Below are 23,825 nucleotides of genomic sequence, written 5' to 3'. Positions count from 1 at the left end.
CCTCCCGGGGGTCCGTCCTTCAGGGCAGGTCGTGCTGGTAGCCCAGCGTGTAGCCGCCGGAGCCGCTCGCGGCGGTCACCCGGTAGCGGTAGCGGCCGGCCGGTCCCTGGTAGCGGAGCGTCTCGTCGGGGTTCGGACCGGTCTCACTCGCCACGGTGACCCAGCTCCGGCCGTTCCACCTCTGCAGGTAGAGGTCGAAGTCGCTGCCGTCGGGGCCGTCCAGGCACGCCAGATGGACCTCGGTCGCCGTCGTCCGGTAGTAGCCGCCGCTCGGCAGGTAGGCGGAGCGGCCCAGGGCGAGCGTCCCCGGGGTCGTGGTCCGGTAGCACGGGCAGGCGCACTCCGGTTCCGGCTGGGCGAGCCCGCCGGCCGCCGGCTCCCCGCCGGACCGCGTGGACGGCGCGGCGCCTCCGTGACAGCCGCGTACGGCCTCAGCGGTCTCCGGGGCGCTCGGGGTTCCCGAAGCGGTCGGGGTCTCCGGAGCTGCCGTGACGCCCGGAGCCGGGGTTCCGGGAGCCGGGGCGCCCGGGGTGTCCGGGGTTCCCGGCGTCACCGGGACCGCCGGCGGAAGCGGGGCGGTGTTCGTGTAGCCCAGCGTGTAGGGGCCGGAACCGGTGCGGGCGTTCACCCGGTAGCGGTAGCGGCCGGCCGCGCCGAGATAGGAGATCGACTTGTCGGCGGCCGGACCGGTGTCGCTCGCCACGACGACCCAGCTCCGGCCGTTCCACCTCTGCAGGTAGAGGTCGAAGTCGCTGCCCGCCGGGCCCTCCAGGCAGCCGGTGTGCAGCCTGTAGGCCGTGGTCCGGTAGTAGCTTCCGCTCGGCTGGTAGGCGAGACCGCCCACGCTGAGCGTCCCGGCCACCCGCCGCGGGTAGCAGGGGCAGGCGCAGCCGGTCTCCGGCGGGACGGGCTCGTCGACCACCAGGCTCACGCCGTAGGCGGAGAGGATCTCGGTGACCGGCTGGAAGACCGTCTCGCCTCCCGCGGTGCAGTTGCCGTTGCCGCCCGACAGGACCCCCTGGGCCTGGTCGACGGAGACGAACGGCCCGCCGGAGTCGCCCGGCTCGGCGCAGGCGTCGGTGAGGGTGAGCTGCGAGACCGTCTGGGTCTCGTCGTAGACGACGGTGACGTCGCGCTGCCGTACGGTGCCGCAGTGCCAGCCGGTCGTCGAGCCGGACCGGCAGACCGACGCGCCCTCGATCGCCTCCCGGGAGCCGGTGACGCCGATCGTGCCGCCGGTGCTGACCACGTCCGGGGTGGGCCGCCAGTTCGTGTTCACCGTGATCCAGGAGTGGTCGTCGCCGGGGAAGCTGGAGCCCTCGAAGACGCCCTGGGCGACGTTGTTGTACCCGGTGGTGACGCTGCCCGCGTCGCCGCAGTGTCCCGCGCTGACGAAGCCGTTCTGGGCGCCCTTCGTGGCGGAGAAGCCGACCGAGCAGCGCCACGCGCTGTCGATGCGGTAGGCGTCGCCGCCCCGGAGGTCGTACAGGGGCCGGAACCGCCTGGCCGAGGCCTCCACCCGCACCGCCTCCTGGCTCACGCCGGTGAGCCCGACGAGGTTGCGGGTCTGCTCCGGCACGGTCGTACGGATGACCACCTGGTTGGTGCGGACATCGACGTACCTGGCGAAACCGCCCGCCTCTCCCGCGGCGGCCAGATCCTTGTCGAGCTCGTCCTTGACCGCGGTGAGCCGGGCCAGCGACCGGGCGACGATCTTGGGCTGGGCGCCCGCGGTGGTGATCAGGGGAGCCGCGGCGAGGTCGGTGGTGGCCACGATCAGCACCTGCGCGACCCTCCCCTCCAGCCAGGAGCCGCCGAAACCCGCCCCGAGCTCCCGGCGGAGCCGGGCCTCGATCGGCGCGTACCGGATCTCGTTGTCCAGCCGGGCCTGGGCCTCCTGTGCCGTGAGGCCGAGGTCGCGCTGGAGCGCCTCGATCATGCCGTGCGGCGGTTTCCGGACGCTCCGGGCGCTCGAAGCGCCCCCGGAGCTCAGGGGGTTCCGGAGTTCCTGCGCCTTACCGACATCCTGGGCCGCGGAGAACGCCGGGGCCACGGGGGTCGTCACGACGAGGGCGACGGCCGCGAGGACGCACCCCACGGCGACTGGACGTCTGCGAAGCATGGATCTCTCCCCTGGCGCTGACGGACACGGCGCGAGGGGAGACCGGCGCGCACCACGGCCGATCACCGGGTACGGGCGGCACCACTCTAATCCGCCCATCAGGCGAAAGGCCGGGAAAGCCGGACGACACGCGGGGACGCCTCCGAGCGGAGACCCGGAAGCCGGACGACACGCGGTCGCATCCGCGGAACGACGCCTCAGAAGCCGGGCGAGACGTGAGCGCGGGAGCGTTCCCGGGGCCGCCGGGTTTCGGGTGACCGGGCGGCGGGTGTGTCCCGGAGCGGGGCCTCAGAAGCCGTAGGCGTCGCCCAGGGCTCCCTGGACGTACTTGCGCGCCTGGTGGATGCGCGATTTGGCGGTGCCGAGCGGGATGCCGAGCTGCTCGGCCACCTCGCTGTAGTCGAGCTGACAGATGTCGCGCAGCACCAGCGCCTGGGCGAGGTCGGGCTTCTCCGCCTCCAGCGCCTCCATCGCGTCCAGCAGGTCGAGCCGTGAGCCGGCGATCACACTCACCCGGGCGACGTCGGGCCGCTGCATCGGCAGTTCGTCGGAGCTCTGCTCGGCCGAGCGCCGCTTCAGCGAGCGGTAGGTGGTGCGGGCGCAGTTGGCGGTGATGATGTGCAGCCACGTGCTGAACCGGGCGCGTCCCTCGAACCGGCCGATGTTCCGCGCCACCGCCAGCAGGGTGTCCTGGCACGCCTCCTCGGCGTCCTGCCGGTAGGGGAGGATCCGTCCGCAGTGCCGGAGGATGTCGGGCTCGATCCGTTTCAGCAGCTCGCCGAGCGCGCGGTGATCACCTCGGGCGGCCAGCCGGGCCAGTTCCTCGGTCGTCTCGTCCAGCGCCATCACGAAGCTCCTGATCGGCGGTCACGGTCGATCCATCCTAAGCTCCGGCCGCCCTTCCCTTGGCGTCGCCTTGACCGTTCACCCTCATCCGGCGGCCTCCGGCGCCCCGGCGGATGAGGCGGGAGCGATCCCCCCGGTAACCCGTACAGGTGGAAGACCAGGGCATTCTGCCCCAGGTCCGGCTAACCTTTTCAGTCCAGGCAAGCGCGTCCCTCAGCCGAAGGGATCCCGATGAGCGGCCCCATCCTGCTGGCCTCCAACCGCGGCCCCGTCTCCTTCACCCTCGCCGACGACGGCTCCCTCACCATGCGCCGGGGCGGAGGGGGCCTGGTGTCGGGCCTGTCGGAGGTGTCGCGGGACATCGACCTGCTGTGGATCTGCGCCGCGCTGTCCGACGGCGACCGCGGCGCCGTACGGCTGGCGCCCGGCGGCCGGCTCGACCACACGGGTTTCGACACCGGGGCGGTGCGGATGCTCGACATCCCCCCGGCGACCTTCCACCGCGCCTACAACACGGTGGCGAACTCCACACTGTGGTTCGTCCACCACCTGCTCTACGACACGCCCAACCGGCCGCAGTTCGACGCGAGGTTCCGCCGCGACTGGGAGTCCTACCAGGCGTACAACGAGGCGTTCGCGACGGCGCTGGGCGAGGAGGCGCCGCACGAGGCGCGGGTGATGGTCCAGGACTACCACCTGTCCCTGGTCCCGGCCATGCTGCGCGGCGAGCGGCCCGACCTGCGGGTGGCGCACTTCTCGCACACCCCCTGGGCCCCGCCGGAGTACTTCTCCCTGCTCCCCGACGACCTTCGGGTCGAGCTGCTCGAAGGCATCCTCGGCGCCGACCGGGCCGGTTTCCTCACCAGCCGGTGGGCTGGGGCCTTCATGGACTGCTGCGAGGCGGTGCTCGACGCCCGGGTGGACCGCGTGCACCGCACCGTCACCCACGGCGGCCGGACCACCCGGATCGGCGTGCACCCGCTGGGGGTGGACGGCGAGGCGCTGTGGGCGCGGGCCTCGGAGCCCGACGTCGAGTCGCACATGGCGGCCCTCCGCGACCAGGTGGGCGACCGCAAGCTGATCGTGCGGATCGACCGGACGGAGCTGTCCAAGAACATCGTGCGGGGCCTGTCGGCCTACCGGGAGTTCCTGGCGGATCATCCGGAGTGGCACGGCAGGGTGGTGCACCTGGCGTTCGCCTACCCCTCCCGCCACGACCTGCCCGAGTACCGCGAGTACACCGCCGCGGTGCAGCGCTGCGCCCAGGAGATCGAGGACGAGTACGCCACCGAGGACTGGAGCCCGCTGATCCTCAACGTCAACGACGACTACCCGCGTTCGCTGGCCGCCTACCGGCTGGCCGACGTGATGCTGGTCAACCCGATCCGCGACGGCATGAACCTGGTGGCCAAGGAGGGGCCGCTGCTGTCGCCGGGCAGCGCGCTGATCCTGTCGCGTGAGGCGGGCGCCGCCTCCGAGCTGGGCGAGAACGCGCTGCTGGTCAACCCCTTCGACGTGTCGGCCACGGCGACCGCCATCCACCGGAGCCTGGTCATGCCGGAGGCCGACCGCGTCCGCAGGGGCGCGCGGCTGACGGCGGCGGCCACGGCGCTGCCCCCGCGCCGCTGGTTCACCGACCAGCTCGCTTCCCTGGGCTGACCGCCGGGCCCCGCGCCTGGCGACCTGCCCGCCGCGGCCGGCGCGCCGTGCTCCGCCGCTCCGCCGTCCCTCGACCTCCGCCGTCCCTCGACCTCCGCCGTCCCTCGACCGGCGCCGCGCCGCGGGCCCGCCCGTGCCCGGTTCAGGCCCGGTCCGCGTCCCCGGATTCGATCGTGTCGGCGATCGAGGCGAACAGCTTCATCACCCCGTCGGGCCCGTCCACCACGATGTCGGCCTCCACCTCCAGCTCGGCCGACCCGCTGAACACCGTCACGCCGGGCAGGCCCGACGTCCGTACGGCCTCGAACGCCGCGATGTCGCCGAGGTCGTCGCCGGCGAACAGCACCGAGCGCGCGCCGCGCTCGCGCAGGAACGCGCCGAGCGCCATCCCCTTGTCCATTCCCGGCGGCCGCAGCTCCAGCACGAACTTGCCGGGCTCCACCGCCAGCCCGGTCTCGACGGCCAGCTCGGCGACCGGGTCGCGCAGCGCGGCGAGAACGCCCTGGGGGTCGTGGGCCCGCCGGGTGTGCACGGCCAGCGCCCGCTCCTTGTCCTCGACCACGACCCCGTCGAACGGCTCGACCAGCCGGGGCAGGCCCGCCCGCGCCCGGTCCAGGCCGGGGTGCGGCGGCGGCGAGGTGACCGTTCCCGCCTCCCAGCGTTCGAGGCCGTAGTGGCCGAGCACGACGACCCCGGGTATCCCGGCCAGGGAGCCGTACTCCACGGCGGTGGCCGCCGGGCGCCCGGTGACGATCGCCACGGCGCCGACCAGACGGCCGAGCCTGGTCAGTACGGCGACGCCGTCCGGGTGGATCCTGGCGTCGGCGGGGTCGGGCACGATCGGGGCGAGCGTGCCGTCGAAGTCGACCCCGATCACCGCCCCGGCGGGGTCGGCCGTGATCGCGCGCAGTCCGTCAGGGAGGTCAGTGGTCATGCTCGCTCGCTCCGTCGTCGGCCCGGCCGTCTCGCCGGATCACCGTGTCTCACCGCGTCTCATGTGGATCACCGCGTCTCGTGCGGATCACCGGCTCGCCGTCGTCTCCCGGCTCACCGGCGTCCGCCGGGGTGCCCGCTCGCTGTGCCGTACCCCTCCATTTGATGATTTATCCGAAATGGGGGCTATCACCGGGCTCGCCGGGCGGAGCGTCGCGTGGGGCGTCGGACGGAGAGGAGGCGCCGGGCGGGGCCGACGGGCCGGAGCGGCGGACGTCCCGGTCACGACGGCGCGTCTCACGGAGCCGGCGCAGACGCTTGACGAGCATCGGGTCCTGGGCCAGCGCCTCCGGCCGGTCGACCAGCTCGCCGAGCAGCTGGTAGTAACGGGTGGCCGAGACGCCGAAGGTCTGCCGGATGGCCTGCTCCTTCGCGCCGGGACGGCGCCACCACCGGCGCTCGAAGGCCAGCAGCTCCCGCTCCCGCCCGGTGAGTCCACGGGCGTCCGGCTCGCGTCCGGCGCCTTCGCCGTCGCCGGGGACCGGTGCGCCGTCCATCGCCCTCCTCCTCGGTCGGGCACCCGGCGACCACGCCGAGTGCGCGCCCGGAAGTCAGGATAGTCCGGAATTTCTGCCTGTTCACGGCGAAGGCCCCGACGTACAGTCACCAGGTGTGACCTCAGTCATCACCATTCTCACGGACTACGGCCTGCAGGACGGCTACGTCGCCTCCTGCCACGGCGTGATCGTCGGCATATCGCCGGAGGCGCGGATCATCGACGTGTGCCACCAGGTCCCGACGGGGGACGTACGGCGTGCGGCGGCGATCCTGGCGCAGACGGTCCCCCACATGCCGCCCGCCGTCCACATCGCCGTGGTGGATCCCGGGGGCGGGGCCCGGCGCGCCGTGGCGGTCGAGGCGGGCGACCACGTGTTCCTGGGGCCGGACAACGGGGTGCTGTCGTGGGCGGTCCAGGCGAACGGCGGCGCGCGGGCGGCCTACGAGCTCACCAACGAGGAGTTCTTCCACCGGCCCGTCTCACCGACCTTCCACGGCCGCGACGTCTTCGCGCCCGTCGCGGCGTTCCTGACGGTCGGGCACAGGCCGTCCGAGGTGGGGCCGCCGATCCCGCTCGACCGGCTGGTCTCGCTGCCCGCGCCGACCTCGCGACTGCACGAGGGCGCGGTGGAGGGCGAGGTGCTGTCGGTGGACGGCCACGGCAACACCCAGCTCTCGGTCACCGGGGGCGACCTGGCCACGCTGGGCGCGCGTCCCGGGAGCACGCTGGTGGTCTGGCTGGGCAGGCGGCACGTCACCGTGCCGTTCCGTGAGACGTTCGCCGCCGTCGCGCCGGGCGAGCTGGTCGCCTTCACCGACTCGGCGGGGCTGCTGTCGCTGGCGGTCCACGCGGGCGACGCCTCGCAGCGGCTCGGCCTGCCCCCCGGCGCCCACGTGCGCCTGTCGGTCCACACCTGACCCGCGCCACACCCCGCGGCCCGGGGCCGTGTCGGTTCACCCCTGATCCGCGCCGCCCCCGCGGCCCGGGGCCGTGTCGGTTCACCCCTGATCCGCGCCGCCCCCGCGGTCCGGGGCCGTCTCCGGTTCCGGCCGCCGGGGGCCCCGGGCGCGGGGGTCGCGGCGGTCGCGGCCGCGCGGTGCCAGGCGGGCTTTATCTCACTGTCTGCCCGCCTATGGTGCTGCGATCATTGCCGCCGCCTGACCTTCTCGGCACCGCCCGTAGACGCGCCGCTGGATAGTCTCACTCTCGCTACTTCGCGTGGTCACGCGCATACGCGGAGTTCCAAGGCCAATCACTGGCGCGATTTCCTTTCGGGGGGAACACAAATGATTCGTCGTCTTCTCGTCACCTCGGCGTGTGTCGGCCTCGCCGTCCTCGCCCCGGCCGTCGCCGCCTCGGCGTCCACGGCCAAGACGGCCAACTGCTGCGGGGGCAGCGCCTTCATCCCGACCAGCACCGTCACCTACGGCCAGGTCGTCACCTCGACCCCGGTCGCCATCGCCAGCGGCGCCAACTGCTTCGGCGGCGGCGTCATCGGCGGCGGCAGCTGCTTCGGCGGCGGCTGGGGCGTCGGCGGCAGCTGCTGGGGCGGCGGCTGGGCCGGCGGCGGCTGGGGCGGCGCCGGCTGGGGCGGCGGGCTCGTCCCCGGTGGCGGCGGCTTCCTCGGCGGCGGCAACAACATCAACACCCTCAGCCCCGGCACCGGCGTCGTGGGCAACGGCACGGGCATCGGCGGCCTCGTCGGCGTCGGCAACCTGGGCATCGGCATCCTCTAAGGAGCGGTGCCGCCGGCCGGTCCCGCGCACTGCGGCGGGCGCCGGCCGGCTTCTCCGAGTACCGGAAAGGGGCGGTGCCCCGCACGTCACCGTGCGGGGCACCGCCCTCGGCCGTTTTCCGGCATGGGGCCGTACACGACCGCCGGACCGTACGGCCGGCGCGTCACGCGACGGCCCGCCGTACGGGCCGTACGGGCCGTGCGGCCGGAGAGAACCCCTACACGTGCACCACGTCGTGGGTCTCGGCGAAGTGGCAGGCGCTGGCGTGCCCGGTACCGGGCCTGATCTGCAGCAGCGGCTCCTGCTGGGCGCAGATGTCCTGCGCCTTCCAGCACCGGGTGCGGAACCGGCAGCCCGACGGCGGGCTGGCCGGGGACGGCGGGTCGCCCTGCAGCACGATCCGCTCGCGCCGTTCCCGCCCGTCGGGGTCGGGCACCGGCACCGCCGACAGCAGCGCCTGGGTGTACGGGTGCGCGGGCCGGTCGTAGATCTCCACGTCGGTGCCGATCTCCACCATCTTGCCCAGGTACATCACGCCGACCCGGTCGGAGATGTGGCGGACCACCGACAGGTCGTGGGCGATGAAGACGTAGGCGAGGCCGAAGTCCCGCTGCAGCCGCTCCAGCAGGTTGACGACCTGCGCCTGGATCGACACGTCGAGCGCGGACACCGGCTCGTCGCAGACGATGATCTCCGGCTGGAGCGCCAGGCCGCGGGCGATGCCGATGCGCTGGCGCTGCCCGCCGGAGAACTGGTGCGGGTAGCGGTTGACGTGCTCGGGGTTGAGCCCCACGACCTCCAGCAGCTCCTGCACCTTGCGGCGGCGGTCGCCCTTGGGCGCGACCTCGGAGTGGATCTCGTACGGCTCGCCGATGATGTCGCCCACGGTCATCCGGGGGTTCAGCGAGGTGTACGGGTCCTGCATCACCATCTGGATGTTGCGGCGGACCCTCTTGAGCTCGGCCCCCTTCGCGTTCGCGATCTCCCGGCCGTTGATCCTCACCGAGCCGGAGGTCGGCCGCTCCAGCGCCATCAGCACCTTGGCCAGCGTGGACTTGCCACAGCCGGACTCGCCGACGATGCCGAGCGTCTCGCCGCGGCGCAGGTCGAAGGAGACCCCGTCGACGGCCTTGATCGCGCCGACCTGCTTCCTCAGCAGGACGCCCTGGTGCAGCGGGAAGTGCTTGACCAGGTCGCGGACCTCCAGGATCGGCTCACCTTCGGCTGTCATCGAGGACCTCCCTCCAGTAGTGGCACGCGCTGCCCCGGGTCGGCCCGATCTCGTACAGCGGTGGCGCGTCGGTGACGCAGTCGTCCTGACGGTAGGGGCACCGGGGGTGGAAGGCGCAGCCCCGCGGCATGTCCAGCAGGTTCGGCGGCATGCCCTTGATGGCGTACAGCTCCTGGCCCTTGAGGTCCACCCTGGGGATGGAGTCCAGCAGGCCCTTGGTGTACGGGTGGGCGGGCGCGCGGTAGATGTCGTGCACCAGGGCGTTCTCCACGATCCGCCCGCCGTACATGACCGCGATCTTGTCGGCCACGTCCGCCACGACGCCGAGGTCGTGGGTGATGAGGATCAGGCCCATGTTGCTCTCGCGCTGGAGTTCGGCGAGCAGCTCCATGATCTGGGCCTGCACCGTCACGTCGAGCGCCGTGGTGGGCTCGTCGGCGATCAGCACCTCCGGGTCGAGCGCGATCGACATCGCGATCATGATGCGCTGGCGCATGCCGCCGGAGAACTGGTGCGGGTAGTCGTTCACCCGCTGCCGGGCCGCGGGGATGCGGACCCGGTCCATCAGCTCGATCGCCTTCTTCGTGGCGTCGCGGCGGGACATGCCGCGGTGGACCCGGAACATCTCGCTGATCTGCCAGCCCACGGTGAACACCGGGTTCAGCGCGGAGAGCGCGTCCTGGAAGATCATCGAGATGCGCTGGCCGCGGACCTGCGCCCTCTGGTCCTCCGGCAGCCGCAGCAGGTCGGTGCCGCGGAAGCGGATCTCACCGCGGGGGATGCGGGCCGGCGGCATGTCGAGGATGCCCATGACGGCCTGCGCGGTCACCGACTTGCCGGAGCCGGACTCGCCGAGCACGGCGAGGGTCTCGCCGGGGCTCAGCGAGTAGCTGACCCCGTTGACCGCCTTGACGACGCCGTGGCGGGTGGCGAACTCCACGTGCAGGTCGTCGACGGCGAGCAGCGGTTCGTCACCCGGGGCCGTCCGCGCCGGCAGCACCGGCGTCGAGGTCTTCTTCACAGCGGGTCCCCCTTACCGCAGCTTCGGGTCGAGGGCGTCGCGCACGGCGTCGCCCAGCATGATGAAGGCCAGCACGGTCAGGCTCAGGAACAGCGCCGGGAACAGCAGCGGAGCCGGAGCCTCCAGGAACCGCTCCCGGGCGTCGGAGATCATCAGACCCCAGGAGATGTCCGGGGAGCGGAGGCCGACGCCGAGGAACGACAGGCCCGCCTCGGCCGCGATGAACGTGCCCAGGTTGATCGTGGAGACCACGATCACCGGCGCGACGGCGTTCGGCAGGATGTGCCGGAACATGATCCGGGGGGCCGAGGCGCCGAGCGCCCGCGCGGCGACGACGTAGTCCTGGCTCTTGGCGGTGATCACCGCGGCCCGCATGATGCGGAACGTCATCGGCCACGTCAGCACGGCCAGCGCCAGCATGACGGTCCAGACGTTGCCGGTACGGAAGACCGCGAGGATGAGCAGCGCGCCGAGGATCGACGGGATCGCGAAGAAGATCTCGGTGATCCGGGAGAACAGGGTGTCCACCGCGCCGCCCTTGAACCCGGCGAACAGACCGAGCAGGCCGCCGACGACCGCGGTGACGACCGTGGTGCTCAGACCGACCACGACCGAGTTGCGGGCGCCGTAGAGGGTGCGCGCGTAGACGTCGCAACCGAGGTTGTCGGTGCCGAAGAAGTGGGCGCCGCTCATCGGCTGCCGCGCCTTGCCGAGGTCGCAGCTGGCGGCGTCGAACGGGTTCACCGAGGTGAAGAGCCCGGGGAACGCCGCGATGAGCAGGATGACCGCGATGAGGACGGCCGAGCCGATGAAGAGGGGGCGGCGGCGCAGGTCGTGCCAGGCGTCGCTCCACAGGCTCGCCGCCTTGGGCGCCTTGGCGGCCCCGCCGTGCCTGGCGGTCCCGCCTCCGTGCTTGCGGCGCCGGGTGTCCGGCGCGATCGTGTCACTCATAGCGGATCCTCGGGTCGAGCACGGCGTACAGCAGGTCGACGACCAGGTTGGCCAGGATGTAGACCAGCACCAGCACGGTCACGATCCCGACGACCACGGACTGCTCGCGCAGGTAGACGGAGCTGAACAGCTGCTGGCCGATGCCGGGCAGATTGAAGATCGTCTCGGTGATCACCGCGCCGCCCATCAGCGTGCCGAGGTCGGCGCCGAGGAAGGTGATCAGCGGGATCAGGGCGTTGCGCAGCGCGTGCCGGCCGACGACCCGGCGGCGGGGCAGACCCTTGGCCACCGCGGTGCGGATGTAGTCGGCGCGCAGCGTCTCGGCCAGGCTGGTCCTGGTGAGCCGGGTGAGGTAGGCGATCGACACCCCGGCGAGCACGAAGCCGGGCAGCAGATAGCTGCGCCAGCCCTCCGTCACGCCCGCGATGGGGAACAGGTCGATCCCGGCCGTCTTGAGCTTCACGCCCAGCAGCAACTGCAGGACGAAGCCGGTGACCAGCGTGGGGACGGAGATCAGCACCAGCGTCGCGGCGAGGATCGCCGAGTCGGCGGGCCGGCCGCGGCGCAGCGCCGCGAGCAGGCCGAGGCCGATGCCGATGACCGCCTCCAGGACCAGCGCGGTCACCGCCAGGTTGATGGTCACCTGGAACTTCCCGGCCATGAGGTCCGTCACCGGCACGCCGGCGAAGGTCTTGCCGAAATCGCCGCTGAACAGTCCCGTGAGGTAGTACCAGTACTGCACGATGAACGGGTCGTTCAGGTGGTACTGCTCGCGCAGGATGGCGACGATGTTGGGGTCCATCCGCTTCTCGCCCGCCAGCGCCGCGATGGGGTCGCCGGGCAGCGCGAAGACGATGGCGTAGATGAGCAGGGTGGCGCCCAGCAGGACGGGTATCGCCTGGATCAGGCGCCTGAGGATGTAGCGGCCCATTCAAGCCTCCCTTGTGCCCCGCCGCGGCCCTCCCCGGCCGGCACCCGGGGGTGGTCGGTGCCGGAAGAGGAGGGTCCGCGGCCGTGAGGCGGTTCGTGCGGCCGGGCGCGGCGCCCGGCCCGTGGGGCGTCGGTCAGGCGACCTTCTCGACCTCGGTCCAGACGACCTGGTTGAGGAGGTTGGTCTTGACGCCCTTGACGTGCTGGGAGAAGGCCGCGTTGGTCCGGTAGAAGTACACCGGGATGTACGGCAGATCCTTGATCAGGATGTCGTCGGCCTGCTGGTAGTACTTCAGGCCCTCCTCCTGGGTCGCGGCGGCGTCGCCCTTGGCCAGCAGCTCGTCGAACTGCTTGTTGGACCAGCCGGCGTAGTTGGAGCCGGTCTTGATCGCGACGGTGGAGAAGACCGGGGTCAGGTAGTTCTCCGCGGACGGGTAGTCGATCGCCCAGCCCATGCGGAACATGCCGGTGTAGCTCTTCTTGTCCAGGTCGTCGAGGATCGAGGCGAACTTCTCGAACGGCTTGACCGTGACCTGCACGCCGAGGTTGGCGCGGAGGCTGTTGGCGACGGCCTCGATCCACTCCTTGTGCGGGCCGTCGGTGTTGTAGCCCAGCTCCAGCGTCTTCGGACCGCCCGCGGCCGCGTACTGCTCCTTGGCCTTGGCCGGGTCGTAGGTGCAGGCCGCGCAGGCGCCCTGGCGGTAGCCCTCCAGCAGCGGGTTGATGAAGTCGTCGGCGGGGGCGCGGGTGCCGGAGAAGACGGTCTCGGCGATCGTCTTGCGGTCGATGGCCATGGAGATGGCCTCGCGCACCTTGATGTTCGAGTAGATCTTGTTGTACTGCAGCGGGAAGCCGATGTAGCCGACGCCGGCGTCGGCGGTGTCGATGTAGCGCTCGCCCAGCTCGGTCTTGGCCCGGGAGATGGCCGACGGGGGCAGCGAGTCGTGGACGTCCAGGTTTCCGGCGACCAGGTCGTTGAACGCGGTCTCCGGGCTCGTGTAGAGCTTGAACTGGAGCTTGTCGAACTTCGGCTTCTCACCCGGGAACTTGTCGTAGCGGGTGAGGTCGATCGTCTGGTCGGTGCCCTTGTTGTAGGGCTTGTCGAGCTTGAAGTAGCCCTGGCCGATCGGCTGCTTGGCGTACGCGTCGGTGATCTTGCCGTCGGAGCCGAAGGCCGCCTTGGGCAGCGGGTAGAACGCGGTGTAGCCGAGCATCGTCTTGAACTGCGAGAACGGCTTGGAGAGCGTCACCTTGAAGGTGCTCTCGTCGACGGCCTTGAGGCCCTTCATCCCCTTGGCGGAGACGGTCTTGCCCTCGCCCGGGTTCAGGTCGGCCCAGCCCTCGACGCGGCTGAAGAAGCCGTTGGCGCCCTGCGCGTTGTCCTGGTTCGCCGCGTAGTTCCAGGCGTCCACGTAGTTCTGGGCGATCAGCGGCTCACCGTTGTGCCAGGTGTAGCCCGGCTTGAGCTTGATCGTCCAGACCTTGTTGTCGGTGGACTCGATCGACTCGGCGACGTCGTTGACGACCTGCTTGTTGTCGTCGTAGTCGACGAGCGGGGCGAAGATCGCGGCCAGGACCTCCGAGCCCTCGGACTCGGTGGTGTCGCCGGGGTAGAAGAGCTTCTGCGGCTCACCCAGCTCCATGCGCACGGGCTGGTCGCCGCCGGCGGCCGATCCCCCGCCGGTGGAGGACTGGCTGCCGCACGCGGCGAGCCCGAGCGCGAGCAGCGCGGTGCCAGCGATGATCCGTGCGCCGTTAGTAACGCGCATTGTAGGTTTTTCCTCCCTTTACAGGCGGACGTCGCCGATTAACTGCCGAAGACCGGGGCACAACGGAAGAGGATCTTGTGGTCCTCGGATCCCCGTCACCCTGGGCAACGTGCTGACGCCCCACCAGTCAGACGCGACTATCCCGTACCGCTCCACACCGGGTCGCCCCTGTGATGTTGCAGTTGGGTCACGCTTATGCCGGTTCAACGCCATAAGTCTGCCAGCACCGTCCCCACAACCTCCCATCGAGGCATTAACCCGACATAGAGGCACATGTGGTACGTGAACGACCAGGCTAAAATACCGGCGCACCGGCAGTGCTCGCACCCGTTGCCCCTCTGCTGACCTTGAGCTGGGCTAACGTTGGGCGGGGCGAGGGGGACCCGGGGTCCATCGGCAAACCACACGAATCGCCGTGGAACCTCTTTCCCGGAGATCCCGTCCAATGTGTGCGGCGGGACCCCCGCCGCAGGCACTTCAACCACTCGCATCCAATAGAGTCCTTGCCATGAGCCAGCCGGAATCCGCGATCGCGGACGCCCAGGCGGGCGGCCCGAAGAACGGCACCTCCGCCACGGGGCAGGAGCCGCTGGCCAAGCTCGCCGAGCGTTACGGACTTCGGCGTGCCATCGCACGCCCCAGTCTGCCCGTCTACCTGCGCCAGTTGTGGGAACGACGGCACTTCGTCATGACGTACGCCACCGCGCGGAACGTCTCGAAGTACAGCAACTCAGCCCTGGGCCAGCTGTGGCAGGTCCTCACGCCGCTGCTCAACGCCGCGATCTACTACGTGATGTTCGGCCTCATCCTCGGGGCCAAGGGCGGCATCGTGAACTACCCGGCGTTCCTCATCACCGGGATGTTCGTCTTCACCTACACCCAGCGCTCGGTGAGCAGCGGCGCCAAGGCGATCTCCGGCAACCTGTCGCTGATCCGCGCCCTGCACTTCCCCCGCGCCGCGCTCCCGCTCGCCTACACCATCCAGGAGTTCCAGCAGCTCCTGATCTCCATGGGCGTGCTGGTCGCGCTGATGTTCGTCCTCGGCGAGATGCCCACGTGGCTCTGGCTCCTCGTCCCGGTCGCCCTGGCGCTGCAGACCATGTTCAACATCGGCGCGAGCCTGGTCCTGGCCCGCGTCGGCGCCTCGGCCCGCGACCTGAACCAGCTGCTGCCCTTCATCATGCGCACCTGGCTGTACGCCTCCGGGGTGTTCTTCTCCATCCAGGACCGGGTCGTGAACGCCGCGCACCTGCCCCAGTGGGTCGCCGACGTCATGTACTTCAACCCGGCCGCCGCCTACATGGAGCTCATGCGCGACCTGCTCATGCAAACGCACGAGCTTCGCCCCTACATCTGGCAGGTCTGCGTATTCTGGGGAGTGTTCGCCCTGATCGGTGGCTTCTGGTACTTCTGGCGAGCCGAGGAGAAGTACGGCCGTGGCTGAGTTGACCGAGGAGCTGTCGCACGTGAAGGCCGAGGAGCCCGGCGTCCCCAGCACGGACGTCAGGGTGCACCCTGACCCCGAACCCGCGGGCAAGGGCGAGGAGCCCGTCCCCACGGTCATCGTGGACGATCTGCACATCATCTACCGCGTGTACGGCGCGGCCACCGACAACGAGAAGGGCAACGCCGCCAACGCCCTCATGCGCCTCGTCAAGCGCCAGGGACGGCCCCAGATGAAGGAGGTGCACGCCGTACGCGGCGTGTCCTTCGTGGCCCACCACGGCGACGCCATCGGCATCGTCGGCCGCAACGGCTCCGGCAAGTCCACGCTGCTGCGCGCCATCGCCGGCCTGCTGCCGCCGCACTCCGGCGCCGTCTACACCGACGGCCAGCCGTCCCTGCTCGGCGTCAACGCCGCGCTGATGCGCGAGCTCACCGGCGAGCGCAACATCGTGCTCGGCTGCTACGCCATGGGGATGAACCCCGCGCAGGTCAAGGAGAAGTACGACGACATCGTCGACTTCTCCGGCATCGGGGAGTTCGTGCAGTTCCCCATGTCCACCTACTCCTCGGGCATGGGCGCCCGCCTGCGTTTCGCCATCGCCTCGGCCAAGTCCCACGACGTGCTGCTCATCGACGAGGCCCTGGCCACCGGCGACCGCGACTTCAAGCGCAAGAGCCAGGAGCGCATCAAGAAGATGCGCGACGAGGCCGGCACGGTCTTCCTCGTCGCCCACAACCTCGATGTGATCGAGGAGACCTGCAACAGGGTCATCTGGCTGCACAAGGGAAAGATCAAGATGGACGGCGACCCGAAGGCGGTCCTCGCCGCCTACAACGCCTGACCCCGGGCAGGATGGGGAGGTCAGAAAGACCGTCCCACCGGAGGTGAACCTGTGTCCTCGCGGCCACCGATCCCCTACGACTTCCTGCCCCAGGTCCCCGCGCTGACCGTCGAGAGCGACGACGTCCGCGACGGCGAGACCATGTCCCGGACCCATGTGTTCGACGACTGGGGCTTCACCGGAGAGAACCTCTCCCCGCACCTGCGCTGGTCCGGCGCCCCCGAGGGCACGCTGAGCTACGCCGTCACCTGCTACGACCCCGACGCCCCCACCGGCAGCGGGTTCTGGCACTGGCTGCTGTTCGACATCCCCGCCGACGTGACGGAGCTTCCGAGGGGCGCCGGGAGCGCCGACGGCGGATTCGGCACCCACGGCCGCAACGACTACAGCGCCAACGCCTACGGCGGCGCCGCCCCGCCGCCCGGCTGGCCGCACCGCTACGTCCTCGCGGTGCACGCCCTCGACGTGGACAAGCTCGACCTGGGCCCCGACACCCCGCCGGCCGTGGTCGGGTTCAACATCACCGCCCACACCCTGGCCCGCGGCTACATCGCGCCGGTCTACGAGAGCTGACCACCGCGCCGCCGCCCCGGTCCTGCCCCGGGCGGACCGGCGCCCGCAGGACGGCCGCCCACCCGGACGCGTCCCGGCGCACCGGGTTCCCCGGCCCCGCCGCGTCCGGCGCGCCGGGCGGGCCGCCGCGTCTCCGGCGCGCCCGTCCCGATCCGCTGACACGAGGATCAGTGGTCCGCTATGATTCGAACGTTGGTTCGATCATTGGAAGCCGTCATGGAGTGGGGGAGCGCGTTGCGAGAGCTGTCGACCGCGATCGACCACCTGGCCGTCGAGGACCCATCCGAGATTCCCCGCCTCCAGCTGACCGAGCAGCTCATCGAGCTGCACTGGCAGATGGCGCGGCTCCAGGCCCAGATCGCCCGCCGCACCGCCGTACGGGCGCCGGGGGCCTGAGCGGAGCGGGTCCGCGCACACCCGGGCGATCCGCGGGCCCGAAGCACCCGGGAGACCAGCGCGAGGTCCCCGGCACCGGGAAGGGCGGCGCCCCGGGGCGCCTCACGCCCACCGGGAGGGCGCACGTGGCCGGACTTCGGCGGCCGGTCACGGCGCGCGGCACGATGGAGAGGGGGCGGCCGATGCACATCGGCCGCCCCCTCTCCTCGTCACGGCCCCCGGCCCCCGGCGGGCGCCGGGGGCCGGGGCCGCTCCGAGCCCCGTCCCGGACCCCGTCCCGCGAAGCGATCCGCGGGGCGGAGACCCGGTCCGTCCGGTGGCGCCCCGCCCGTTCGCGGGAGCGCCACCCGGCCGCCGTCAGCGGCCCATGACCACCAGCGGCATGCCGCCCATCGGCATCCCGCCCATCTGCGCGCCCATCGGGATGCCGCCCATGGGCATGCCACCCATCGGCATTCCGCCCATGGGCATTCCGCCCATCGGCATGCCCATGGACGGCATGCCCGTCTCGGTGCCGCCGTTGAGACCGAGCGACCCGATCGGCTGGCCGAGCAGGTTGAGGTTGTCGAGCTGCAGACCGAGGATGCCCAGCAGGTTGTCGTTCCCGCCGATACCGCTGTTCGTCGCCGCCTGGGCGGGGGCGCACACCGTCGCCGCGATACCGAACGCCGCGACGGCCACGGCCGTCTTGATGACCTTCTTCATGGTTGCCTTCCCAGCTTCTCTTCGGCCCGCTTGACTCCCGGACTCTTTTCGGGAAGCGGGCTTTCGGACCCTGTGTCGCCGGCGGGCGCGAGGTGAAGGGTGCGCGGAGAACGCGCCGGCCGGGAACCGCTCGGCATTTGTATCCCAGGCCGGACGGCGCGAGATCGGCCTTTGGCCAGCTGATTACCCTCCTGGCCCGTGCCGTCCCGTCCCCGGGTGCACACTTGACCGGCCACGGCGGATACGGGGCCTCCACGCCACGACCTTCACTCCCGCCGGACGGCGCACCGGAACCCCGAACCGGATGCGGCCCGCCTTCCCCGGCGTCCTTCCGGCTCCGGACAGCACGGCCCCTCCCCCGGCACCTCTCCCGCTCCGGACCGCACGGCCCCTTCCCCGGCGTCCCGGCTCCGGACCGCGCCCCCACGCGGCTCGCCGTTCCCTACGCTCCGTACGACTTGACGTCCTCCTCCGGAAAACACCGGATTCACCTATCGCGATATATCTTGTCCGCATACAATCGGCGTATGACCTCCCTCGACCCCGCCACCCGCGTGGCCGGTCTCGTCCCGCACGGGTCCGACCCCGCGCTGCGCGCCTCCGACGCCGACCGCGACCATGTGGCGAGCGTGCTGAGCGAAGCCCTCGCCTCCGGCAGGCTCACCAGCGTCGAACACGCCGACCGCCTGGAGGCGACCTACAACGCCGTGACCGTGGGCGAACTCGTCCCGATCACCCGCGACCTGCCCGACATCACCTCGGCCGGCACCGGCGCCGCTCCCGTCCGGCAGGAGGTCGGCGCGGTCTTCAGCAAGGTGATCCGCGGCGGGCGCTGGATCGCCGGGCGCCACACGGCGCTGAACGCCACCTTCGGCGCCCTGATCGTCGACCTGTCCGACGCCGTCCTCCCCGGCCGGGAGATCACCCTTGAGGTCGACTGCCGCTTCAGCAAGATGATCGTCAGGGTCCCCGAGAACTCCCACGTCATCGACGAGGTCGGCGCGCTGTTCTCCAAGCGCAGCATCTCCGGCGGCGTCGGCGCCGAGGACGGACCCGTCATCAGGGTCGTCGGCAACGTCACCTTCGGGAAGATCATCGTCTCGCGGGAGACGACCGACTGGAACCTTCCCTCCAGGCACTGAGACCCGCCCCTCCCGAAGCCCTCCCGCCCCCGGGAGCCTTCCTCCGGACCCCGGAACGCTTTCGAGCCCCGAACCTCTGCGTCCCCGGGAGGCATCTGCGTCCCAGGAGGCTTTCGAACCCCGGCCGCTTCCCCGGACGCTTTCGAACTCCGGACGCTTTCGAGCCTCGGACGCTTTCGGGCCCTGGACGCTTTCGGGCCCTGGACGCTTTCGGGCACCGGGTGGAAAGGACCGCATCCGGGGGCTCCGGCCCCCCGGGAGACCGAGCCCGCGGCCACCCCGCCTACGATGCGGACATCCACTTTCCCGCACGAGGTGACCGCTTGCCTGACACCGACGCCTCCGGCGTCCCGCCCATCGCCCTGGACGCCATGGGCGGCGACCACGCTCCCGACGAGATCGTCGCGGGAGCCGTGCGGGCCGTACGGGAACACGGGGTGCCCGTCCTCCTCGTGGGCGCGCCCCGCCCTCTCCACGAGGCGCTCGCCCGGCACGACGCGCTCACCGAGATCCCCATCGTGCGGGCCGAGGAGGCCCTCGCCATGGACGAGGGCGCCCTGGCGAGCCTTCGCCGCCCGCGCTCCAGCATCGCCGTCGCCTGCCACCTCGTACGGCGGGGCGACGCCTGCGCCGTGGTCTCCGCCGGATCCACCGCCGGGGTGGTCGCCACCGGCAAGCTACGGCTCCGCAGCCAGCCCGGAGTGCTCCGTCCGGCCATCGCGGTCGCCCTGCCGACCAGGCCCGTCCCCACCATCCTGCTGGACGCCGGGGCGAACGCCGAGGTCAAACCCGAGATGCTGGTGCAGTTCGCTCATCTCGGAGCCGCCTACGCGCAGGCATGCCTCGACATCCCCGACCCCACGATCGGCCTGCTCACCATCGGCAGCGAGCCGGAGAAGGGCAACAAGCTCGTCCGGCGGGCCCACGAACTGCTGTCCGCCGTGCCGGGCCTCAACTTCGCCGGCAACATCGAGGGACACGACCTGCTCACCGGAGCCGTCGACGTCATCGTCGCCGACGGCTTCACCGGCAACGTGGCTCTCAAGACCATGGAGGGCAGCGTCCGTTACGCCTTCTCGGAGCTGGGGGCCACACTGCGGGAGAGCCACGCGGCCCGGCTGGGTGGCCTGCTGCAGCGCAGACGCCTCAGGGAGCTTCACCGGCGGCTCGACCCGGAGGTCCACGGCGGGGCCGTACTGCTCGGCCTGAACGGCACCGTGGTCATCGCACACGGGGCTTCCCGGGCCGGCGGCGTCAGCGCCGCGTGCGTCCTGGCGGCCGAGCTGGCCCGGCGGGGCGTGGTGGCGCGGGTGGGAGAACGCCTGGCCCACTCCCGGTCGCACCGCCTCTGGGGACGATCGTCCCCGCCGGCCTCCCCGGCCGCGACCCCGCCGCCGCCTCCGCCGGACCCCGGCGACGGCCCCCCGGAATGAGACCGCCGCATGGGCGGGACGGCCACGTCGGTGAGACCGTCGTACGGGCAGGACCGCCACGCCCGGCGAGACCCCGCACGGGCAGGGCCCGCGTCCGGCGCGACCCCGGAACGAGGCCGCGCGGCCCTCTCGCACCCCTGCCCGCCACCGTTTTCAAGATCATGTCATCGGTCGATATATAGCGGGTTCAACGCAGGCCAACCGATACCCTTGATGTATGACCGACCCGCAGCTCGTGCTCACCGAGCGCGTCCAGCAGGCGCTGGCCGCCGCCTTCGGCGCTGAGTACGCCACCGCAGACCCGCTGATCCGTCCTTCGCAGTTCGCCGACTACCAGGCGAACGTCGCGATGAGCCTGAGCAAGCGACTGCGACGGGCCCCGCGCGAGGTCGCCCAGGAGATCGCCGACCGCCTCTCCGGCGCGAGCGGGGAGGGCGAGCCCTTCCCCGGCACCGTCGAGGTCAGCGGCCCCGGCTTCCTGAACATCACCCTCTCCGACGACTGGATCACCGGTCAGGTCACCGGCCTGCTGGCCGACCCGCGGGCCGGCGTCCCCGAGACCGCGTCGCCGCAGACCGTCGTGGTCGACTACTCCGCGCCCAACGCGGCCAAGGAGATGCACGTCGGCCACCTGCGCACCACCATCGTCGGCGACGCGCTCGTCCGCGTCCACGAGCACCTCGGCAACCGGGTCGTCCGGCAGAACCACCTGGGCGACTGGGGCACCCCGTTCGGCATGCTCATCGAGCACCTCCTCGACATCGGCGAGGACGCCGCCGTGGCGCAGCTGGAGGCCGGAGAGGGCAACGCCTACTACCAGACCGCCCGCGCGAAGTTCGACGGCGACCCCGAGTTCAACCGGCGCGCCCGCGCCCGCGTGGTCACCCTCCAGGCCGAGGAGCCGGAGACCATGCGCCTGTGGCGCATCTTCATGGACGCCACGGTCCGCTACTTCAACAAGGTCTACACCCAGCTCGGCGTGACGCTGACCGACGCCGACATCGCCGGCGAGAGCATGTACAACCCCATGCTCGCCCAGGTCTGCGACGAGCTGCAGGAACGCGGCATCGCCGTGATCAGCGACGGCGCGCTCTGCGTCTTCCCGCCCGGCTTCACCGGCCGCGAGGGCCAGCCTCTCCCGTTCATGATCCGCAAGAGCGACGGCGGGTACGGCTACGCCACCACCGACATGGCGACGATCCGCTACCGCGTCCAGGACCTCAAGGTCGACCGCATCCTCTATGTGATCGGCGCGACCCAGGCCCTGCACATGTCGATGCTGTTCGCCTCCGCCCGGATGGCCGGCTGGCTGCCCGACCACGTCGACGCCGAGCACGTCCAGATCGGCAGCGTGCTGGGCAGCGACGGCAAGATGTTCAAGACCCGCAGCGGCGAGTCCATCAAGCTGCTCGACCTGCTCACCGAGGCCGAGACCAGGGCCGCCGCGGTGATCGCCGAACGCGACTACGACGAGGCGACCCGCGCGGAGATCGCGCGCGCCGTCGGCATGGGCGCGGTCAAGTACGCGGACCTGTCGGTCAGCCACGACAGCGAGTACGTCTTCGACTTCGACCGCATGCTCGCCCTTACCGGCAACACCGGCCCCTACCTGCAGTACGCCACCGCCCGGATCCGCTCCATCTTCCGCAGGGGCGAGGTCGATCCGGCGGAGGCGACCGGCCCGATCGTCCTCGGCCACCCGGCCGAGCGAGCCCTCGCCCTCCAGCTCCTCGGGTTCGGCCCGGCCGTGCTGGAGATGGCCGAGGGGTCGGTCCCGCACAAGCTCGCCGCCTACCTCTTCGAGACCGCGAGCGCCCTCACCACGTTCTACGAGCACTGCCCCGTACTCAAGGAGGGCGTCGAGCCTGCCACCCGCGCCTCGCGCCTGGCCCTGCTCGCGCTGACCCTGCGCGTCCTGGAGACCGGCCTGGGCCTGCTCGGCATCCCGGTGCCCGAGCGCATGTGAGATCATCGACCGAATGATCGCCTTGATTCAGCAAATCGAGGCGATCATCCGGCAAAGTTGGATTCGGCGCGCCTCCCGACGGGGATGACCGGATCGCACTACGCTGGCGCGGTCAGTCGGTCACGATTTCGGGGAGTTCTCTGCCTTGAGCACGGACCTGACCGCGAGCCCCCGCATCGGAACGGAGCCGCACCGCTACGCCGAGGCGCTCCTTTCGGGCCTGACCGCCGGTGACGGCGCCGGCCTCCCGATGCCACCGGAGACCGCGGACGCGCCCGAGCACTGGCTGGGGCCCGCCGTCCAGGCTCTCGACATGATCCTGCGGGGCGAGGACGCCCTCGAACCTCTCGGCCGCGCCGCCCAGCTCGACGGCCGACAGACCGCGCTCTTCCTCTGCCTCGCCCTGGCCGTCGCCGGGCAGGGCGAGCAGATCCACGCCTCCTGGCTCGGCATCGCCTTCGGTGAACTGTCGCTGGACCGGCCGGTCACCCACGGCCAGCGCGCGCTCTGGCTCGCAGCCGCCCGCGGCGCGTACGGCCCCGCCGGCAAGATCTTCGTGCTCCGCAGACTCGACGCGGTGGCCATCCCCGCGCACGCCGAGCCCGAACGCTGGCTGAGCGCGCTGACCCCGCACGAGCCCGCGATGGTGGTACCGCCCTCGCTGGTCGACTTCCCCCAGCTCGCCGAGCTTCCAGAGCTGGCCGAACCGGTGCAGGCCGCCGCCCAGCTCGCCCGCCTCCGTGGCCGGTGCACCGAGATCACCTCCGCCCGGCAGAACGGCTCCGGCCGCACACCGGCCGTCCCCGAGACGAGGCCCACGGAGGCCGAGAAAGAGCTCCTCGGCGCCCTACGCCACCTCATCGGCTCCGCCGAACCCGAGACACCGCCCGGCCGGCTCACCGACCACCTCCTCACCGACCTGCGGCCCGGCTCCGACCTGCACCTCGCGGGCATCGCCCTGCACGTGGCCGCGCCCATCGTGCGGTCCGCCGCGGAGACCCTCGTCACGGCCACCCAGGCCGAGCCGCCGGAATCGGTCACCATGCCGATCCTGGGACACCACGTGGTCCTCCGGCCGGAGGGCCCGGACCCCGAGTCGCTGGCCGCGGCCGAGGAGCGGATCTCCGTCGAGGGTGTGCCGAACCGCGGCCGCCCCTGGATGGGTTACGCGCTCCTCGTCTTCGGCGTCGCCGTACTGGCGGCGGCGTTCGCCACCTCGGCGACGCTCCCCCTCGCGGGCCTGGCGCTGGCCCTGTTCGCGGCGGGAGGCTATGGGCTCTGGCACCGGCGCAGGCGCGAGCGGGCCGACGCCGAGTACGTCACCGCGCAGCTCTCCGAGCTGAGGGAGCTGGCGGAAGGCGCCGTATGGGCGCTGCACGAGTACGCCCGGGAGAACGAGAAGCGCGTCCATGACGCGGCGGCGGACCTCGCCGAACTGATCCGCCTGCTCCGCAGGGGACCACGCGCCCGCTAGTAGTGCTTTGTTAGGTCAGGCTGTTGTGGCTGGTCGGGTCGTCCGGGTGATGGTTCGATGCGGGCGTGACCCCCGAACAGCTCGTTCATAT

General features: G+C 71.5%; 20 protein-coding genes and 1 pseudogene. 11 read left to right on the top strand and 10 right to left on the bottom strand.

What is annotated here, in order from left to right; all coding sequences use genetic code 11:
- Window positions 1-19: 19 nt before the first annotated feature.
- Window positions 20-2,122, bottom strand: a complete 2,103-nt coding sequence (locus tag ACZ6W9_RS23990) for a trypsin-like serine protease (protein ID WP_470119715.1) — start codon at window positions 2,120-2,122, stop codon at window positions 20-22.
- A 288-nt stretch (window positions 2,123-2,410) separates the two neighbouring features.
- On the bottom strand, window positions 2,411-2,968 hold the full coding sequence (locus ACZ6W9_RS23985; RefSeq protein ID WP_362931289.1) for an RNA polymerase sigma factor: 558 nt from the start codon (window positions 2,966-2,968) through the stop codon (window positions 2,411-2,413).
- Between the two features lie 231 nt (window positions 2,969-3,199).
- On the opposite strand from ACZ6W9_RS23985, the gene ACZ6W9_RS23980 reads away from it, so the two are divergent.
- The gene (locus ACZ6W9_RS23980; protein WP_389957876.1) at window positions 3,200-4,627 is read left to right on the top strand and encodes an alpha,alpha-trehalose-phosphate synthase (UDP-forming); all 1,428 of its coding nucleotides are present in this window, start codon (window positions 3,200-3,202) and stop codon (window positions 4,625-4,627) included.
- A gap of 142 nt (window positions 4,628-4,769) precedes the next feature.
- On the opposite strand, the gene otsB is transcribed toward ACZ6W9_RS23980, so the two are convergent.
- A complete protein-coding gene (otsB, locus tag ACZ6W9_RS23975) occupies window positions 4,770-5,561 on the bottom strand; it encodes a trehalose-phosphatase (protein WP_389957879.1) in 792 nt (263 codons plus the stop codon).
- A 259-nt stretch (window positions 5,562-5,820) separates the two neighbouring features.
- Window positions 5,821-6,117 (bottom strand): annotated as a pseudogene (locus ACZ6W9_RS23970) (DUF3263 domain-containing protein); the annotation flags it as partial.
- Window positions 6,118-6,232: 115 nt separating this feature from the next.
- Here ACZ6W9_RS23970 and ACZ6W9_RS23965 point away from each other — a divergent pair.
- Together ACZ6W9_RS23965 and ACZ6W9_RS23960 are read left to right on the top strand one after the other, a co-directional pair.
- On the top strand, window positions 6,233-7,036 hold the full coding sequence (locus ACZ6W9_RS23965; protein ID WP_389957882.1) for an SAM hydrolase/SAM-dependent halogenase family protein: 804 nt from the start codon (window positions 6,233-6,235) through the stop codon (window positions 7,034-7,036).
- Window positions 7,037-7,405: 369 nt separating this feature from the next.
- The gene (locus tag ACZ6W9_RS23960) at window positions 7,406-7,855 is read left to right on the top strand and encodes a hypothetical protein (RefSeq protein WP_389957884.1); all 450 of its coding nucleotides are present in this window, start codon (window positions 7,406-7,408) and stop codon (window positions 7,853-7,855) included.
- Window positions 7,856-8,072: 217 nt separating this feature from the next.
- On the opposite strand, the gene ACZ6W9_RS23955 is transcribed toward ACZ6W9_RS23960, so the two are convergent.
- The 5 genes from ACZ6W9_RS23955 to ACZ6W9_RS23935 all read right to left on the bottom strand — a co-directional run bounded on the left by ACZ6W9_RS23955 (window position 8,073) and on the right by ACZ6W9_RS23935 (window position 13,757).
- Window positions 8,073-9,086 carry an ABC transporter ATP-binding protein gene (locus tag ACZ6W9_RS23955; protein ID WP_389957887.1) on the bottom strand — a complete coding sequence of 338 codons (1,014 nt, stop codon included), beginning with the start codon at window positions 9,084-9,086 and terminating at the stop codon, window positions 8,073-8,075.
- The gene (locus ACZ6W9_RS23950; RefSeq protein ID WP_389957889.1) at window positions 9,070-10,107 is read right to left on the bottom strand and encodes an ABC transporter ATP-binding protein; all 1,038 of its coding nucleotides are present in this window, start codon (window positions 10,105-10,107) and stop codon (window positions 9,070-9,072) included. Before ACZ6W9_RS23950 ends, ACZ6W9_RS23955 begins: the two co-directional genes overlap by 17 nt.
- Before the next feature lie 12 nt (window positions 10,108-10,119).
- Window positions 10,120-11,058 (bottom strand): ABC transporter permease, encoded by a 939-nt coding sequence (locus tag ACZ6W9_RS23945; RefSeq protein WP_470119712.1) that lies wholly within the window; start codon window positions 11,056-11,058, stop codon window positions 10,120-10,122.
- Window positions 11,051-11,989 carry an ABC transporter permease gene (locus ACZ6W9_RS23940; RefSeq protein ID WP_389957893.1) on the bottom strand — a complete coding sequence of 313 codons (939 nt, stop codon included), beginning with the start codon at window positions 11,987-11,989 and terminating at the stop codon, window positions 11,051-11,053. Before ACZ6W9_RS23940 ends, ACZ6W9_RS23945 begins: the two co-directional genes overlap by 8 nt.
- 133 nt (window positions 11,990-12,122) lie before the next feature.
- Window positions 12,123-13,757 carry a peptide ABC transporter substrate-binding protein gene (locus tag ACZ6W9_RS23935; RefSeq protein WP_389957896.1) on the bottom strand — a complete coding sequence of 545 codons (1,635 nt, stop codon included), beginning with the start codon at window positions 13,755-13,757 and terminating at the stop codon, window positions 12,123-12,125.
- A gap of 508 nt (window positions 13,758-14,265) precedes the next feature.
- Here ACZ6W9_RS23935 and ACZ6W9_RS23930 point away from each other — a divergent pair.
- The 4 genes from ACZ6W9_RS23930 (at window position 14,266) to ACZ6W9_RS23915 (ending at window position 17,014) form a co-directional block, all read left to right on the top strand.
- Window positions 14,266-15,201, top strand: a complete 936-nt coding sequence (locus ACZ6W9_RS23930) for an ABC transporter permease (protein ID WP_362931268.1) — start codon at window positions 14,266-14,268, stop codon at window positions 15,199-15,201.
- Window positions 15,194-16,045 (top strand): ABC transporter ATP-binding protein, encoded by an 852-nt coding sequence (locus tag ACZ6W9_RS23925; protein ID WP_362931266.1) that lies wholly within the window; start codon window positions 15,194-15,196, stop codon window positions 16,043-16,045. The genes ACZ6W9_RS23930 and ACZ6W9_RS23925 overlap by 8 nt, the downstream gene beginning before the upstream one ends.
- Window positions 16,046-16,096: 51 nt before the next feature.
- The gene (locus tag ACZ6W9_RS23920; RefSeq protein WP_362931264.1) at window positions 16,097-16,618 is read left to right on the top strand and encodes a YbhB/YbcL family Raf kinase inhibitor-like protein; all 522 of its coding nucleotides are present in this window, start codon (window positions 16,097-16,099) and stop codon (window positions 16,616-16,618) included.
- A 192-nt stretch (window positions 16,619-16,810) separates the two neighbouring features.
- On the top strand, window positions 16,811-17,014 hold the full coding sequence (locus tag ACZ6W9_RS23915) for a hypothetical protein (RefSeq protein WP_362931262.1): 204 nt from the start codon (window positions 16,811-16,813) through the stop codon (window positions 17,012-17,014).
- Between the two features lie 357 nt (window positions 17,015-17,371).
- Here the strand turns inward: ACZ6W9_RS23915 and ACZ6W9_RS23910 are convergent, their stop codons facing one another.
- Entirely contained in the window at window positions 17,372-17,719 is a 348-nt protein-coding gene (locus ACZ6W9_RS23910; protein WP_389957902.1) for a hypothetical protein, read from the bottom strand.
- A gap of 527 nt (window positions 17,720-18,246) precedes the next feature.
- Between ACZ6W9_RS23910 and ACZ6W9_RS23905 the strand changes: the two genes are divergently transcribed.
- The 4 genes from ACZ6W9_RS23905 (at window position 18,247) to ACZ6W9_RS23890 (ending at window position 23,734) form a co-directional block, all read left to right on the top strand.
- Window positions 18,247-18,861 (top strand): DUF1707 SHOCT-like domain-containing protein, encoded by a 615-nt coding sequence (locus ACZ6W9_RS23905; RefSeq protein ID WP_389957905.1) that lies wholly within the window; start codon window positions 18,247-18,249, stop codon window positions 18,859-18,861.
- A 371-nt stretch (window positions 18,862-19,232) separates the two neighbouring features.
- Complete coding sequence (gene plsX, locus ACZ6W9_RS23900) at window positions 19,233-20,294, top strand: phosphate acyltransferase PlsX (protein WP_470119977.1); 1,062 nt, start codon at window positions 19,233-19,235, stop codon at window positions 20,292-20,294.
- Window positions 20,295-20,511: 217 nt separating this feature from the next.
- Window positions 20,512-22,260 (top strand): arginine--tRNA ligase, encoded by a 1,749-nt coding sequence (gene argS, locus ACZ6W9_RS23895; protein ID WP_389957909.1) that lies wholly within the window; start codon window positions 20,512-20,514, stop codon window positions 22,258-22,260.
- 145 nt (window positions 22,261-22,405) lie between these two features.
- Window positions 22,406-23,734, top strand: coding sequence for a hypothetical protein (locus ACZ6W9_RS23890; RefSeq protein ID WP_389957911.1), 1,329 nt, complete (start codon window positions 22,406-22,408; stop codon window positions 23,732-23,734).
- Window positions 23,735-23,825 lie beyond the last annotated feature (91 nt).

This window comes from Streptosporangium sp. NPDC053982, from assembly GCF_055585205.1.
The sequence above is the reverse complement of the archived record's forward strand: the minus strand, read 5'-3'. Positions and strand labels throughout refer to the sequence as shown.

Excerpts from the sequence above, each read along its gene's own strand:
- ACZ6W9_RS23960 (WP_389957884.1), top strand. The coding sequence starts at position 7,406 with ATGATTCGTCGTCTTCTCGTCACCTCGGCGTGTGTCGGCCTCGCCGTC.
- ACZ6W9_RS23955 (WP_389957887.1), bottom strand. The coding sequence starts at position 9,086 with ATGACAGCCGAAGGTGAGCCGATCCTGGAGGTCCGCGACCTGGTCAAG.
- ACZ6W9_RS23910 (WP_389957902.1), bottom strand. The coding sequence starts at position 17,719 with ATGAAGAAGGTCATCAAGACGGCCGTGGCCGTCGCGGCGTTCGGTATC.
- ACZ6W9_RS23985 (WP_362931289.1), bottom strand. The coding sequence starts at position 2,968 with ATGGCGCTGGACGAGACGACCGAGGAACTGGCCCGGCTGGCCGCCCGA.
- ACZ6W9_RS23935 (WP_389957896.1), bottom strand. The coding sequence starts at position 13,757 with ATGCGCGTTACTAACGGCGCACGGATCATCGCTGGCACCGCGCTGCTC.
- ACZ6W9_RS23980 (WP_389957876.1), top strand. The coding sequence starts at position 3,200 with ATGAGCGGCCCCATCCTGCTGGCCTCCAACCGCGGCCCCGTCTCCTTC.
- plsX (WP_470119977.1), top strand. The coding sequence starts at position 19,233 with ATGGGCGGCGACCACGCTCCCGACGAGATCGTCGCGGGAGCCGTGCGG.
- ACZ6W9_RS23930 (WP_362931268.1), top strand. The coding sequence starts at position 14,266 with ATGAGCCAGCCGGAATCCGCGATCGCGGACGCCCAGGCGGGCGGCCCG.
- argS (WP_389957909.1), top strand. The coding sequence starts at position 20,512 with ATGACCGACCCGCAGCTCGTGCTCACCGAGCGCGTCCAGCAGGCGCTG.
- otsB (WP_389957879.1), bottom strand. The coding sequence starts at position 5,561 with ATGACCACTGACCTCCCTGACGGACTGCGCGCGATCACGGCCGACCCC.
- ACZ6W9_RS23905 (WP_389957905.1), top strand. The coding sequence starts at position 18,247 with ATGACCTCCCTCGACCCCGCCACCCGCGTGGCCGGTCTCGTCCCGCAC.
- ACZ6W9_RS23990 (WP_470119715.1), bottom strand. The coding sequence starts at position 2,122 with ATGCTTCGCAGACGTCCAGTCGCCGTGGGGTGCGTCCTCGCGGCCGTC.
- ACZ6W9_RS23945 (WP_470119712.1), bottom strand. The coding sequence starts at position 11,058 with ATGAGTGACACGATCGCGCCGGACACCCGGCGCCGCAAGCACGGAGGC.
- ACZ6W9_RS23940 (WP_389957893.1), bottom strand. The coding sequence starts at position 11,989 with ATGGGCCGCTACATCCTCAGGCGCCTGATCCAGGCGATACCCGTCCTG.